The 15,550-nt window shown below is 49.5% G+C and carries 10 protein-coding genes; 1 reads left to right on the top strand and 9 read right to left on the bottom strand.

Annotated elements, in window-relative coordinates; translation table 11 throughout:
* Positions 1–89: 89 nt before the first annotated feature.
* The 9 genes from JMW05_RS04380 to cysM form a co-directional block, all read right to left on the bottom strand.
* Positions 90–539: a hypothetical protein gene (locus tag JMW05_RS04380; protein ID WP_201504162.1), complete on the bottom strand. Its 450-nt coding sequence runs from the start codon at positions 537–539 to the stop codon at positions 90–92.
* Between the two features lie 141 nt (positions 540–680).
* Positions 681–1,553: a bifunctional DNA-formamidopyrimidine glycosylase/DNA-(apurinic or apyrimidinic site) lyase gene (mutM, locus tag JMW05_RS04375; protein ID WP_201504161.1), complete on the bottom strand. Its 873-nt coding sequence runs from the start codon at positions 1,551–1,553 to the stop codon at positions 681–683.
* Between the two features lie 126 nt (positions 1,554–1,679).
* Positions 1,680–4,196: a RelA/SpoT family protein gene (locus JMW05_RS04370; RefSeq protein ID WP_201504160.1), complete on the bottom strand. Its 2,517-nt coding sequence runs from the start codon at positions 4,194–4,196 to the stop codon at positions 1,680–1,682.
* 499 nt (positions 4,197–4,695) lie between these two features.
* On the bottom strand, positions 4,696–6,210 hold the full coding sequence (gene rlmD / locus JMW05_RS04365; protein ID WP_201504159.1) for a 23S rRNA (uracil(1939)-C(5))-methyltransferase RlmD: 1,515 nt from the start codon (positions 6,208–6,210) through the stop codon (positions 4,696–4,698).
* Positions 6,211–6,447: 237 nt separating this feature from the next.
* On the bottom strand, positions 6,448–7,950 hold the full coding sequence (locus JMW05_RS04360) for a tripartite tricarboxylate transporter permease (protein WP_201504158.1): 1,503 nt from the start codon (positions 7,948–7,950) through the stop codon (positions 6,448–6,450).
* A 5-nt stretch (positions 7,951–7,955) separates the two neighbouring features.
* On the bottom strand, positions 7,956–8,411 hold the full coding sequence (locus JMW05_RS04355) for a tripartite tricarboxylate transporter TctB family protein (protein WP_201504157.1): 456 nt from the start codon (positions 8,409–8,411) through the stop codon (positions 7,956–7,958).
* Positions 8,412–8,531: 120 nt separating this feature from the next.
* Positions 8,532–9,581: a Bug family tripartite tricarboxylate transporter substrate binding protein gene (locus JMW05_RS04350; protein WP_201504156.1), complete on the bottom strand. Its 1,050-nt coding sequence runs from the start codon at positions 9,579–9,581 to the stop codon at positions 8,532–8,534.
* 458 nt (positions 9,582–10,039) lie between these two features.
* Entirely contained in the window at positions 10,040–10,843 is an 804-nt protein-coding gene (locus JMW05_RS04345; protein WP_201504155.1) for a 3'-5' exonuclease, read from the bottom strand.
* 40 nt (positions 10,844–10,883) lie between these two features.
* Positions 10,884–11,822 (bottom strand): cysteine synthase CysM, encoded by a 939-nt coding sequence (gene cysM, locus JMW05_RS04340; RefSeq protein WP_201504154.1) that lies wholly within the window; start codon positions 11,820–11,822, stop codon positions 10,884–10,886.
* A 244-nt stretch (positions 11,823–12,066) separates the two neighbouring features.
* On the opposite strand from cysM, the gene JMW05_RS04335 reads away from it, so the two are divergent.
* Positions 12,067–15,447 (top strand): ATP-binding protein, encoded by a 3,381-nt coding sequence (locus tag JMW05_RS04335; RefSeq protein ID WP_227691437.1) that lies wholly within the window; start codon positions 12,067–12,069, stop codon positions 15,445–15,447.
* Positions 15,448–15,550 lie beyond the last annotated feature (103 nt).

Genomic DNA, 15,550 nt, shown 5'->3' with positions numbered 1-15,550 from the left:
TTTATGTCTGGTTTTATACTTTTTATAAATTGCAGCGTGGTAAGCAGTGCCAAAAAAGCACCAACTGTGCTCATCCAGTCATGATTGAATTACTGCGGGGTAATGACCACGTTGTCATTGGTGCTGATTAAAACCTCAGAGGGACGGTCAACCACGATACGTACCACGTTATCATTCGCTGTTTGTGACTTGTAGTAGTTGTCTTCAGCGACGGTACAGCCTAGGCAGCGACTCATGGCATTCCATGGCTCGACCACCAGCTTTTCTTGCGCTTGTGCGGCATTACCACCAATAAGTGAAAAAGGCAGACTCACGACATATGCCGCTGTGCCTGCGACCGCAGCCACCAGTCCCAAAGGCTTGCCTACTACGGTATCGACCACCATGGTTTCATACGAGGGACCAAAGTCACTTTCATCAATTTCAATCGCGGCATTGGCAGGCTGTAGGGTAGCGCATAAAAGTGCGGCGCTTGCCATCAGGCTGAGCGCACGAGTCTTGCGCTGCTGTTTTGGCGCACGTGAAGCATTGTTTATCATGATACTGTCCTAGAACTGATAAATAAATAAAAGTGCTGCCCAAGAGCAGACAGGCGCGTTGCCATATTGGGCGTGCTATACGTTTCTATTAAAGCAAGATGCCTGTTAATAAGCAACAAAAATACATTGTTTTGCGATATTTTATCCTGCCGTGATGAGTGGCTGACATTTTGGGCAATAGATGCTCGCGCGTCCTGCAATTCTCTGGTTACTCAAAGGCGTGGCGCAGGTTGGGCAGGGCGCACCTTCTTGACCATAGACGAGCAAGGTTTGCTGAAAGTAACCTGTCTGCCCACTCGCAACGGTAAAGTCGCGCAAGGTCGAGCCGCCAAGTTCAATCGCGCGCGCTAAGATGGTTTTAATATGCGCGGTCAAGGTTTCGATATGAGCATAGCTCAGCGCAGATGCAGGAGATGCAGGATGAATGCCTGATAAAAACAGACTTTCGGTGGCGTAAATATTGCCCACACCCACCACGTTTTGCTGCTCCATAATCACTGCCTTGATAGGCTTGTTGATGGGCCGCAGCTTTTTATTCGATTCCGTACGCTGAATCAAGCCGTATAGATGCACTGCATTAAAACTGTCATCGAGCGGCTCTTTACCCAAGTGGGCAAACAGTTTGTGCTGATACTCATCATACCAAAGCACCGCGCCAAACCGTCTCGGGTCATGGTAATGCAGCTGGCTTATCACGCCATCTGCATTGCTAAAGGTTATAATCAGGTGGTCATGTTTGCGCTTATCACTACCAGCAGAGTGCTGTTGCAAACTGCCTGACATGCCCAAATGAATGATAAGTTTTATCGGTGGTACGGCATCTTTAGTAAAGGTCAAAATCAGATATTTGGCACGGCGCTCGACCTTCTGCAAGTGGTAGCCAAGCAGCTTGTCCAAGTCAGGTGGTATCATCCAGCGCAGCTTTGGCTGAAAGACCTGTACGTCTGTCACGATCTGTCCGAGCAGTGGGTTTAAACTGGTCTTTGTGGTTTCGACTTCGGGAAGTTCAGGCATAGGTTCTCAGTGGTACAAGCAAAAAACGGTATAAGGTAAACGAGCGGTACGGTTTTACTGCGACATATTGTGCAGCAAAACCATCATGTTGTTTGAGTCAGGCGACCAATATGTATAGCTGGGTAATCAAGCAATTGCCCGTCTGGCATGCAAAATACCAGGCTGCTGCTCTAACTTGGCAAGCAGTTTGGACAAGTGCGCCAATCCTGAGACTTCAACATGAAATTTTAGGAAGGCAATATTGTCATCGTTGCTTAATGTCTGTACTTGACGAATATTGACGTTTTCTTTATCAATCACTTGCGTCAAATCACGCAGCAGCCCTCGGCGGTCATAGGCTTCAATATGAATATCGACAGGCTGATAGCGTCCTGATTTTGACTTCCACGCCGCGTTGATTTGGCGCTCAGGGTCGCGCTCTACTAAGCGCATATATTCAGGGCAGCCGCGGTTATGAATACTGACGCCGCGTGACTGGGTGATATAGCCTGAAATCGGCTCGCCGTGTACAGGGTGACAGCAGCCAGCCAAACTGATATCAATATTGTCGAGACCATCGATACAGATTTTGTACGCATCTAATTTGCCAGTCGCTTTTGGGTCGACGCTTGGCGTATAGTCGTCGTCTTCTTTTTCAGGCTCAAGGTGCAGCTGACGCGAGATGTGGCTGGTCAGCTGATTCATGCCAATATCGCCCGTTACTAAGCCGACGATGATGTCATCGGTGGTATTAACGTTAAAATATTGCAAATAATCGTTCAAATCGATGCTGTTAGGATGTACGGACAGTCGCTCAAGCTCTTTACTGAGCATCTGCCGTCCAATCTCGATATTCTTATCACGGTCTTGGCGGTTGAACCACTGGCGCAGCTTGGAGCGGGCGCGGTTGGTGTGGATGTAGCCTAGCGATGCCACAAGCCAATCACGGTTGGGCTCGCGTGACGATTTGGTGATAATCTCGACCTGCTCGCCTGTTTTTAACAAGTAGGTGAGCGGCACATAGCGCTGGTTGACGCGGGCGGCTTGGGCACGGTTACCGACTTGGGTATGCACGTAATAGGCAAAGTCGAGTACGGTCGCGCCTTTAGGCAGCTCGGTAATGTCACCGTCACGACTGAAGATATAGATGCGCTCAAGCTCATCAAAATCAACGGTTTGTTCGTCATCCTCAAGGTCGAGCTGGTCGTCTGTACTGCCTGATTTGCCTTGCTGATTGCGGGTTTCGTTATTGATGGACAGCAGCTGACGCAACGAGCTGATTTTTTGATTGAGGTAATTGTCTTTTTTGTTTTTTAGCCCTTCTTTGTAATTGACGTGCGCGCACATGCCAAGCTCGGCTTCAAAGTGCATCTCGTGGGTACGAATCTGTACCTCTAAAGATTTGTTTTCAGCAATCACCGCCGTATGTAGCGAGCGGTAGCCATTGGGCTTGGGGTTGGTGATGTAGTCGTCGAACTGCTCAGGAATATAGCGCCATAAGCCGTGCACCAGACCCAAAACGTGGTAGCAATCTGATGGATTGTCCACCAACACCCGTAACGCGCGAATGTCATACAGCTGGTCAAAGGACAGTCCCTTTAACTTCATTTTGCGATAAATGGAGTAGATGTGCTTGACCCGTCCTGACACCTCTCCTGCAATGCCTGCGCCTTTTAGTGCGTCGCTCAGCTGGTCTTCTACGCGCTGAATATACGCCTCGCGCTCACTGCGCTTTTCTGAGAGCAGCTTGGCGATTTCTTTATAGCGTTCGGGCGCAAGGTAGCGAAATGCCAAGTCTTCTAACTCCCACTTAAGCTGGGCGATACCCAGACGGTGAGCGAGTGGGGCATAGATGGTCATGACCTCGCGTGCCACACGGCGCTGACGCTCGGGGTTAGAAAACGACAGCTCTCGCATTGCAAAGGTGCGTTCAGCAAGTTTGATCAATACCACGCGCACATCGTTGGTCACAGAGATGAGCATGCTATAGATGTTGGACAGCTGGTCGCGCTGATTATTCACAAAATGATCTTCGAGGCGCTTGTTGCTCTCGATAATCTCAGAAAGCTTGCCCATGGCAAGTGTGTCTTTGACCAAGGTGCACACCTGCGCGCCAAAACGCTCTTCAATATCGGCCATGCTGATGAGCTTTTTGCGTGTGCTACGGTAGAGCATCGCAGCGACAAGCGCATCTTCATCTTGATAGAGGTAGGTCAAGATATCGGTCATGCCGATGCCCGTCACATAAGCGCCTGAGCGCTCGGACTTGCTGGTATTCATGCGGCTACGAATAAACTCGCAGGCGAATGCCAAGTCAGGGACGGTCTCTTGTCCGATGCGTTTGGCGACATTGTCCAGCCACGCAGGCACGTCGATGTTGGCTTGGTCCACATCATCATTGGCAATGGTAGCAAGATCATCAAAGGTCAGCGCGTCTTCGTCGAATATGATGTCTTCTAAATTACCATAGCGCTCTGAGCGGTCAAAGGTGGTGTGCAGCTTGTGGGTACTGAGCTGTTTTTTGATGTCAAAAGGGACTTGAGCGTAGCTATTGGCAGATTGTTGAGAGCGTTGGTTGGCAACCAGCTGAGCTGCTGAAGTGGCGCTGTCTGCCTCAGTTGTTTGTCCATCTACCAACGGTAGCCCTTCTCTAATCTTTACCATAGCCGACTCCTCTTAGCTATTTAGGGACAATAGTTTGTCTCGTTATTATCAATGATGTTGCAGGTATTCAATAAGTAACCCATGAAACGTACTGTGACGCACACAAATTAAAATCGCAGATAGGACGTGTCTTTATGACCAAAAATGCCTTTTGGTCACGGCGGCAACAACGTATCTGGTAGCAAAAGTGTGGTTGGTGAAAATGTTCAATCGCAGTAATGGCGGTCATGAATCGACCGTCATTACGACAGACGATATATCCTATGTAGGGGATAAAACATGTCACAATTATCAAGTACACATGGTATAAAAGCAGCCAGTCCTTGGTCGCTATAAACGCTATTATGTCACTTCAAAGTTACAATTCAAGCGGCAAACTGTAATCATCCTGCCATAAAGCGTAACACAGCACTGCGTAGCTTTATAAACTTTTATCGGATTATAAAGCCACACAGGCTAACGTACAATCATGACAGGCGTAAGGCAAGGGATAAAAAAATTAGTCTGTGATTTTCTCAAAGCGCGCGATAGATTCCACATGCCCTGTATGACAGAACATATCCATCACGCCTGCATGCGTCAGACGATAGCCATTGTCTAACAAGGCTTTGGTATCGCGGGCAAGGGTAGCAGGATTGCAAGAAACATACACAATACGTTTGGCGTTAAAGTTAGGCAAATATTGCATAATCTCCCAAGCGCCAGAGCGAGGCGGGTCGATAAGTAGCGCATCAAAGCCTTGATTCGCCCACGATTCATTGGAGCAGTCTTGGGTCAAGTCTTGGGTATAAAATTCAGCATGATGGATGCCATTACGCGCCGCGTTGTGTGCCGCGCGCTCCGTCATCGCATCGCTGCCCTCAACACCAATCACTGTGCCCGTCTCGCCGACAAGGCGCGCAAGCGGCAAGCTAAAGTTGCCAAGTCCGCTGAACAAGTCCAACACACGCTCACCCGCTTGTAAGTCTAAAAGCTCGCATGCCAGCTTGGTCATCTGACGGTTGACCGAAAGGTTCACCTGCGTAAAGTCGGTTGGAATAAACTCGTAGGTCAAGTCATACTCAGGCAGCTGATAATACAAGCGTCCAAACTGACGGCTAGTGTCATCATCTGCATGTAGCGCTACGCGGGTAATGCTGTCCACGCCTTTTGGCTGCAAATACAGCTGCCAATTACGCGCAGCAAAAAAGGCTTTTAGTTTATCAATATCGCCCTCTGACAACGGCTCAAGGTGACGCACGATAAGCGCGACAGGTTGATTGCCGTCGGGCAGCTCGGGCAATGCTTCACCCATCGCCAGCTCTAATTGAGCAATGGTGCTGCGACCCTCTAATGAGCTGACCAGCGCCTTTAGATTTTCAATCTCAAAACCAATGCGCTCATCTAGGATATGACATTCGTTAAGCTCGGCCAAAAAGTTGCTGGCGCGCTCACGAAAGCCCACAAGGGCGGTGTCTTTTTTAGCGACATAGCGCACGCCCAAACGCGCTTTGGTACGGTAACCCAAACGGTCACCCACGATCGGCGGCAGCCAATTGTCAGGCTGGATGTCGGCTTGGTGCGCGAGCAGCTCGGCGAGTACCGATTGCTTAAAATGAATCTGCCCATCTGGCTGCCAGTGCTGCAGGTTACAGCCGCCGCACACGCCAAAATGCGGACAGGGTGGGGTGGTGCGCTCAGGGTTTGGGTTGTCCAAAACGCGCACGGCATCGCCTTCTTCAAAGCTGTTGCGGCTGTTGGTCAGCTGCACATCGACATGCTCACCAGGCAACGCAAAGCTGACAAAGACTTTTTTGCCGTGCTTGTCAGTAATGTGGCTTTCATGCTCGCTATAGCCATTTCCATAAACCGCCACACCGCGTCCGTCGTGCGACAGACTGTCAATCACAAAAGGTACTGGCGGCGCTTCTTTTAAACGGCGACGCACCTTGGATGAAGGCTTAGATTTTTTCTTACTCGGTGGTGTGATGATGGCGTTTGCCTTGGCGGCGCGTTTTGAATCGGTGGGCTGCATAAACCTGCCTATATGGTCAACTGCCCAAGAAGGACAGTACAAATGGGTTCAAAATGAATAGGCACAATTTTAGCATAGAATGCCAAGGACAGCGGCAGCTGTATGCCCGATTACGAACTAATTTGTCCGCGCGGTTTGGGCACTAATCGTCTTGAGTGATGTATCTTTGCGCATAAAAATAGCGACCGCAATGGGTCGCTATTTATTTTCGTTTTTTACGTCAACGCTTTAAACCAATTACGCTGCCTTTTTAAAGCGTTTGCGATAAATGCTGCGGATGATTGGTAGGAAGACCATCAAAATTGCAAGCATCCATAAAACGACAGTGATAGGGCTGCTCCATAGGATAGACAGCTCACCTTGCGAGATAGAGAGCGCACGGCGTAGGTTCGATTCCATAAGCTCACCCAAAACGTAGCCTAAGATTAGCGCTGATAGTGGGAAGTTTAGCTTACGTAAAAGATAACCGAATACACCAAGTGCTACCATGAATACCAAGTCAAACGTTGTGCTGTGAATTGAATACACACCAACAAAGCTGACTGCGGCAATCCCTGGTATCAAAACATAGTTTGGTACATCAAGCAGCTTTGCAAATAAGCCGACCAATGGAATGTTCATCACCAACAAAATAACGTTACAGATGAATAGTGATGCAATCAAACCCCAAACAATATCAGGCTGCTCAGTAAATAGCTGCGGACCTGGTGTGATGTTGTACAAGGTCAATGCACCCATCATAACTGCTGTGGTACCAGAACCTGGAACCCCTAGCGTCAACATCGGTACGAACGAGCCACACGCTGAGGCGTTGTTTGCTGATTCTGGTGAGGCAACACCGCGTAAATCACCGTCACCGAAGGTACCGGTTTCACCAGCGATTTTACGCTCACTGGCATAGGTCATTGCACTGGCAATGGTTGCGCCTGCACCAGGCAAAATACCAATAACAAAGCCCATCGCGCCACTTCGTAACATAGCACCTAAGCTGAACATAAACTCTTTAAAGTTTACTAAGCTACGTTTACCTTGCTCGATCACTTTATGTCCAGTTGTTGTTCTCTCAAGCAGGATGAGAATCTCACTGACACTAAAGAAACCAATAACAATGGTGGTAAACTGAATACCGTCTGATAGGTTGACAGAGTCGAAAGTAAAACGGTAAATACCCGTCACCGCATCAACACCAACGGTCGCAAGACCCAAACCAATCAAAGCTGCAATGCCTGTTTTAACAGGTTGATCGCCGACCAAGCCGCCTAAGCAGGTGATGGCAAATACCATCAATACGAAGTATTCTGCAGGTCCAAAAGAAATGGCCCATTTTGCCAATAGGGGGGCGAACAATACCACACCGACTGTCGCGATAGTGGCACCAATAAAAGAACTAAACGCAGATAAAGACAGCGCAATACCAGCTTTTCCTTGCTTTGCCAAGGGATAGCCATCAAGCGTCGTCATAATGGCCGCAGCATCGCCAGGTACGTTGATAAGAATGGCAGAAATACGTCCACCGTATTCACAACCCAAATAAACCGCAGCCAGCAAAATCAGCGCACTCTCAGGGGGTAAACCAAGAGCAAACGCGAAAGGTAATAATATTGCCACACCGTTGATAGGGCCAAGACCCGGCAACATACCCACGATTGTACCAATAAAAGCGCCGATAAGAGCAATCAGTAAGTTTTGTGGGGTGGATGCGACAGCGAAACCATGCATTAAAAAATTAAAAGTATCCATGTTGGCTATCCTATAATCCCTGATAATATTCCGAGTGGCAAAATGACATCTAGACCTAAGTCAAATAGAGCATATAAGGCAACACTGACCACAACTGAAAAAATAAGGGTTTTAAGTGGAGGGCCTGCAAAAAGTAAGCCGACTGCAAAAAACATCAAAATGGTCGCAACAATAAAACCTAATGGCTCAAAAATAAGGCTGTAAACCAATAAGGCAAGGGTACAAAGCAGCAAGTTTTTGATGATGGGTTTGCTTAATCCCAAATCAATCGGCTTAGTAAATCGTGCTGGACGAAAAGCGACGACTAAAGCCAAAAACGCCAACAAGCCAAAGATTAAAATAGGATAAGGACGAGGACCAATTGGATCATAAGCAATGGGTGCAACATACCCAATGGCTAAATAGACTAGGAATAAACTTACTAGCGCCATCAGCCCAGAAAATACACGTTCCATTGTCATAAGGAGCGCTCCTTGAATTATGGGGAAAAAAGGCTGACAGATAGGTATTCTGCCAGCCTTTAGAAATACCAAACACATCTAAGATTTAATAAATAAGGGTATTAAACCTTAATAGAGTAGTTATTTGGCTTCAGTTGCAGCCCCAGTCAGACCGTATTCAGCAGACAACTCACGCAGCTCGCCAGTACGCTTGTACACATACTGCTCAAGCTCTTCGCCAGTCATAGAGAAAGGGAGTAGCTCTTGTTGCTCACGTAGCTCAGCGAATTTAGGATCAGCAAGCATGGTGTCAAAGCTTTGCTTCCACCAGTTGTAAGCACTGTCGCTGACGTCTGGACCCATGTAGTAGCCACGGATAACTGGCCAAACCACGTCATAACCTTGCTCTTTTGCGGTTGGCAATTCGCCAAGACTGCCTTCTAAACGCTCATCCGCGAATACCGCAAGTACGCGCAGTTTGCCTGCGTTAACTTGTGGCATCAGCTCAGCAATACCCGAGCTGACGACTGTGACGTGATTACCCATAACCGCAGTCATCGCTTCACCGCCGCCTTCCATCGCGACATAGGTCATGTCTTTTGGATCAATGCCAGCGGCTTTTGCTAAAATGGCGGTTTGTAGCCAATCTTGACCACCCACGCTACCACCTGCCCCAAAGCTGATAGATTTTGGATCTTTTTTGAGCGCTGCGACCAAATCATCGAGGTTTTTCATGGGTGAATCGACGTTAACGGCAACGGCACCATAATCCGTACCTACGCCTGCAAGCCAGCGTACGTCTTTTTCAGTGAACTGACCAAATTTGCCTTGAGACAAGTTCAAGATTGAACCAGTAGAGAAGGCGACAATGGCATCTTCATTCGCGCGGTCGTTAGCAACGATTTTGTTGTACGCCACAGCACCAACGCCACCTGGCATATAGGTAACACGCATTGGACTTTTGATAATACCTGTGTCTTTCAAACCACTTTGTGCAAGCTTACAGGTCAAATCAAAGCCGCCGCCTGGCTTGGCAGGTGCGATACATTCAGGGCGAGAAGGACCTTCAAAAGCGCTTTGATCAGCACTTGCACTGGCATCTCCAGCGGTCTCATTGGTGTTGCTGGCGTTGTTACACGCAGTTAGGGAAAGTACAGATAGGCTGAGCGCCAGATAAGATAGTTTTTTCACACTACACTCCTTGTGTGTTAATCACGCTACAATAAGAAAATGGATATGCCAACTTCAAATAATGTCTGACATTACTCGTTAAGTCGCATCAGCGCCCAAAAGGCATGCATCTGTGAGATATCGTGTTGTAAATCAGGGCGCTGGTAACACGAACACAGCAAGCAAACATCAATGATAGTAAAAGACGATGTGTGCTTTATCTATAAATAAGATATGCAGTGAGGTGACTGGTATATTCAGAAGAAATATACTCATAGAAGCATTAAATAAGATGACCGTTTTGCTTCCATGCATCAAAAAAACCAGCATCTCTTGGCGGATTATGGAATAAAAACAATACGAAAACAAGTGGATGGTAAGATATTTATATAAATATATATATGTTTATGCTCAAAATGAACAAAAGTCAGGATAAGCGGTAGACACTCCCTGACTTTATAAAAAGCGTTAGAAACGGCTTATGGCGTGATAAAAGACTGATGGCGGTGATTGCCCTCGTCATCGACCAAACTGTTAAGATAATCTTCGGTGTGCTGCTGCCATTGCTGGTGCGCCTCGGTCGATATGTGCGCGGTCAAGCGCTGCCAACGCAAGTAAATCAGCCATGTGTTTAGCACATCGCTTTCACAATACGTGGTCAAGGTTTGCCAATCACCAGCGGCGACCAGCGCGCCCACCATGCTTCCGTCAACATCTGTTTTGCCTGGCAGACCATACAGACTGGCCACCACGTCCATAGATTGGCGGGGACTGGCACCAAATTGGCTAAAACGATCCATCAAATCCAAGTGCCGACTGTGGTAACGATTGACATAATTGTTAAAGCGCATGTCGCGCACGGTGTCGCCTTCTTCAAACAACAAAGGCACGCTCAAATCGTAGAGCATGGCGCGGTACATCAACACAGGCATGTCAAAGCCTGAGCCATTCCAGCTGACCAATTGCGGCAGCTCGCCAAACGATTCAAAAGCGCGGAAAAACTTACGCAGTATCTCGCGCTCTGAGAGGTGCTCGGCGCTGAGTGAAAACAGCTTAATATCGCCATTTTTGACATACAGCGCCGAGATGCAGACGATACGCTGCAAAGGCGTACGCATAAAGTCGTGACCAGCTTCTTGTACGCGTAAGGACTGTAAAGCACTCAGCGCATCCTCGTCGTTTAACGCGGCAAGCTCAGGATAAATGCGTTTTGCGGCATCAATATCGGCAATGGTCTCAATATCAAAGACCAGCACGGGATCATAAGGCAAATTGTGGCTCATCAAAGCCTCCTAAAATCTACGAAAACCAGCAAAAAATCCATCAATCCTCGATGCCAAACAGTCCCGTTGACAAGTAGCGATCGCCGCGGTCACAGACGATAAAGGCAATCACCGCATCAGGATTGGCAGTACCGATTTGCATCGCCGCCCACGCCGCAGCACCCGAGGAGACGCCAGCAAAGATGCCTTCGCTACGCGCCAGCTTACGCATGTAGCGTTCGGCAACGCTTTGGTTGACGTCCATCACTTCATCGACCAGCTCGGCATCAAAAATACCAGGCATATACGCGGCAGGCCAGCGGCGGATACCTGCGATAGAGGCGTCTTCATCAGGCTGAAGACCAATGATTTTCACATCAGGGTTTTGCTCTTTTAAGTAGCGCGCGACCCCTGAAATCGTCCCTGTGGTGCCCATGGAGCTGATAAAATGGGTGATGCGTCCTTCGGTCTGTTGCCACAGCTCAGGACCTGTAGTCAGGTAATGCGCTTCTTTATTGTCATCATTGTTAAACTGATCGAGCACGATACCCAAGCCGTCCGCTTGCATTTGTAGCGCCTGATCGCGCGCCGCTTCCATACCTTCATCGACCTCAATCAAGATTGCGCCGTAAGCCTTCATAGCGTCTTTGCGCTCTTGGGTGGAGTTGGTCGGCATCAATAGGGTGATGGGGTAGCCGCGCATGGCTGCGACCATGGCAAGGGCGATGCCTGTATTGCCACTGGTGGCCTCAATCAAGGTGTCGCCTGGCTTAATATCGCCGCGTTTTTCGGCTTGATAAATCATATTAAAAGCGGCGCGGTCTTTGACTGAGCCAGCTGGGTTGTTGCCCTCGAGCTTGGCCAATAGCTGTGTGTTGGGGCTGATGTTTTCTTCTTCGGGCAGTCGGCGAAGTCTGACCAGTGGTGTTTGTCCCACACAATCAGCAAGCGCTGTGGTTTGGGTAATAAAGTTGGCACTGGTGGTGACATGAGACGACATAACGCATCCTTGATTGTTTTCATAGACAAAAACCAAGCCGCCGCGCCAAAATGAGTGCCGCGCCCGCTGTCTTTGTGTGAATGGGAAAATAGGGTACAAAATGGCGGTATTATAGCATTTTGTGGCTGGCTGCGCGTATCTGTACATGGGCGATATGCCGCTTTACTGTTAAAATGGCTCAAGGTTTTATTCTTACTCTTCGATGGCAAGCCGCACGGTCGCCATCGGCACATCGGTGATATGCATGGCTTACAAAAAGCGCTTTGATACCAGTACGGCGTACGGACAGTTGATTTTATTGGTGTTTTTACCCATCTGTGTGCTCGCAATGGTGGGCGGGCTGTTGGTATTTCATGAGACCATGCGCGCCAGTGACTCCGAGCAGCAAGCGCTTGCTGAGGCGGTATTGATTCGCTACAAGCCAATGGCCACCGAGCTGATACCGACGTTATTGGAGCAAGAGCGTCAGCAGCGTCAAGACAACCAAGGCACGGTCGAGGACATCGTTGACAAGCGCAGCTCGCAGCCCACTCAAGGCAGCAGCCTAAAAGACACCCAAATCCTACTCTCCAATCAGCCCACAGAATATTACAGCAACAGCTTGGGCTATATGGTGAGCAGTGCGCCCAACCTTGGCAACATCGTCGCGCCCGTGCCGCAAAATATGGCGAGCGCCGACAGCAGCGATGGGCGCGCGGATACGGACAACCCGCCGACAGGTGCGATTGGCAAGCTGGTGATGATACGTGACAAACTGAGCCGCATGCAGTCCGAGCAGCATGTGCAGCGAATCGCCATCATCCGTGAAAACAATCAAGTACTGGCGACGGTCGGCTACGGCATCAATGAAACGTGGCCAATGATTGACACCAGTACCCACTTTTTGTCGCAAAGAAGCACGCCCATTGGCACAGCGTATGGCAGTTTTTTGGGCGAGTTTGAGGGTCAGCGGCTATGGCTACTGATTGATATGGACAATGAGCCGCTGTATATCGCGCGTTACCGCATCGCCATGGCGCTGATGGTGACGGGTCTGTTTACTATCTTAATTTTATTATTAAGTCTAAATATCTATGCCAAGCGCTGGATTGCGCCTATTTATGAGCTGCGATTGCAGTTGCAGCGCACCAATGTGGACAATCTATACAAGCCCATTCCTGTTGAGTCCGATGGCGAGCTGAACTTATTACAACAAGACTTGGTCAAGACGCTGCGCCGCTTACACAGTAGCTTTCAAGAGCTCAAAAGCCATGCTGAACAAACCGAAGACGACTTGCGTCTGGCGTTCGATGAGATGGAAATGCAAAACATCTCTATCCGTAACGCGCGCGATGCGGCCATCTCAACCAGCCAAGCCAAATCGGCATTTTTGACCAACATCAGCCATGAGCTGCGCACGCCACTAAACAGTATTGATGGTTTTATTAACCTTTTGGCGCGCCATGGCGAGCTGAATCCTGAGCAGGATTTGTATGTGCAGACCATTCGCAAATCCTCGGCTCATCTGTTGGCACTCGTGAATGATGTGCTGGATTTTTCAAAAATTGAGGCAGGCAAGCTGGTGCTGGATCAGCATGAGTTTGATTTGTATGACACCATTTATGATGTGGTCGATATGCTCTCGCCTGTGGCGGCAGAAAAAGGGCTGCGCATGGCGGTGATGTTTTATAACGATGTGCCGATGCAAATCGTGGGCGATGCGCTGCGCCTCAAACAAATCCTCACCAACATCGTCGGTAATGCGATTAAGTTTACGGACACAGGCGAGGTGGTGGTGCGTGTGAGCCTCGATGACCATCAAGACAACTGCCTGATGATCAGTGTGCAAGACAGCGGCAAAGGCATCTCACCTGCCGACCAAAACAGCCTGTTTCGCAGCTTTAGCCAAGGCGACCCGTCAATCACGCGTCAATATGGCGGCACGGGATTGGGTCTGGTCATCTCCAAGCAGCTGGTGCGCTTGATGGGCGGGGACATTGGCTTTTATGACAATGCGCAAGAAAACATTGCCAAACAAGGGGCGACGTTTTGGTTTCGTATGCCCGCGCATGTGGAAGTCTTGGATGTCGCAACAGGTGCCAGCATTCCGCCGCCTGTCTTAGCGCCGCTAGCACACAGTAGTGATACCTTTAATATGTTGGTGTGGATCAATCACAATGCCTCGCGCCAAGTGCTGGGTGCCAGCCTGCAAAGCCTGCCTATCCGTATCACGCAAGCCAATTCCCTGCCAGGGATGTTGCAGTCGCTCAAAGAGCAGGGCAACGACTGGGATTGGGTGATTGTCGATACCGATACCCAAGATGACATGATGGCGCTGCTTAAGCAAATTCGCCTGCATTATCAAGGAAAGCTCGGCGTGTTTGGCTATCAAGTCAGCGCCAATCAAAGCCTGCTTGGGCGCTATCATGCCAAGATGCTCTATGAGCCACTCGATAAGCGCCAGCTGTACGCCATGCTAGATACAGCACGCAGTAAAAGTGTGGCACCAAGTACGCCGCGCTGGGAAGGGGTGACGGTATTGGCGGTCGATGACCACCTGCCCAATCTGTTGGTACTGGATGCGCTGTTAAGTGAACTCGGTATTCAAGTCATCACCGCCAACAGTGGCTTTGAGGCGATTGAAATCGTTAGTAAAGCCTATATCGAGCATCAGCAAGGCACGCCGCAGGCAAATGGCAAGCAAAAAACGGCTTTGCCCAAAGCCGAGCTGCGCCAGCAAGACCGTGCAGCGGGTAGCATCGACGCGATACGTGTGCCAAGTGATGGCATTGACCTAATCTTTATGGACATTCAGATGCCGCGCATGTCAGGGCGTGAGGCGGCGGCGCAAATTCGCAATATCGAAAGCGGCGAGCAGCGCATACCCATCATTGCCTTGACCGCGCACGGTCTGTCTGATGAGCGCGACAAGCTGATGACCAGTGGTATCGATGATTATGTGGGCAAGCCCATCAGTCAGCCGCAGCTACTGCAAGTGCTACAAAAATGGCTGGGACGCACGAACAGCTTTGAACACGGTGCTTCAAGCGAGTCGGCCATCAATGCCGCTGCCCCGATGGCGCAGCACGTCACTGAAACCAAACTTGCGCGCCCCTCATCACTAAAAAAAATCCGTGATGACTACGTACAAGGCAGCAAAACGCCGCAAAACACCGCTGACCAAGCAAACACAGAACAGACTGCTGCCGACACGAGCGCTGCGCCTCAACAGCAAAGCTTGGCCATCTTGGACTGGGAAGACGCGCTGATGCGCTCGGCGAACAAGCCTGACTTGGCCAGTAAGCTTTTGACCATGATGATTGAGAGTGTGGACGATGAAAAAGAAGCGCTCGCCCGTGCGTGGCAAACGCATGACCGCGCGCAACTGGGGCAAATCGCGCACCGCATTTTGGGCGCCAGTCGTTACACTGGCGTGCCTGAGCTGCGCTTTGCCAGTCAAAACTTAGAGGATAAGTGCTTGCTGAACACGCAGCACACCACAGCGGTACAGTTTGCCATGCTTGCCCCTTATTATGACGCCTTGCAGCAAGCGCTCGATAACCTAAAAGCAGTTGATTTGGTAGCCATTCAGCGCCTGTCTTCGCATCGCTTGAGCGAGCATGAGATGACGTGGAAGATGATTTGATGACTTTCTATATCTTGTTACCATTCACTACTAGTACACGTTTATACATCCGCGCCACAATAGGTGTCAGTGCGCCATCATACATCCTCCCTTTTTTGGCCTA

Source organism: Psychrobacter aestuarii (assembly GCF_904846035.1).
GTDB classification, from domain to species: Bacteria; Pseudomonadota; Gammaproteobacteria; order Pseudomonadales; family Moraxellaceae; genus Psychrobacter; species Psychrobacter aestuarii.
The sequence above is the reverse complement of the archived record's forward strand: the minus strand, read 5'-3'. Positions and strand labels throughout refer to the sequence as shown.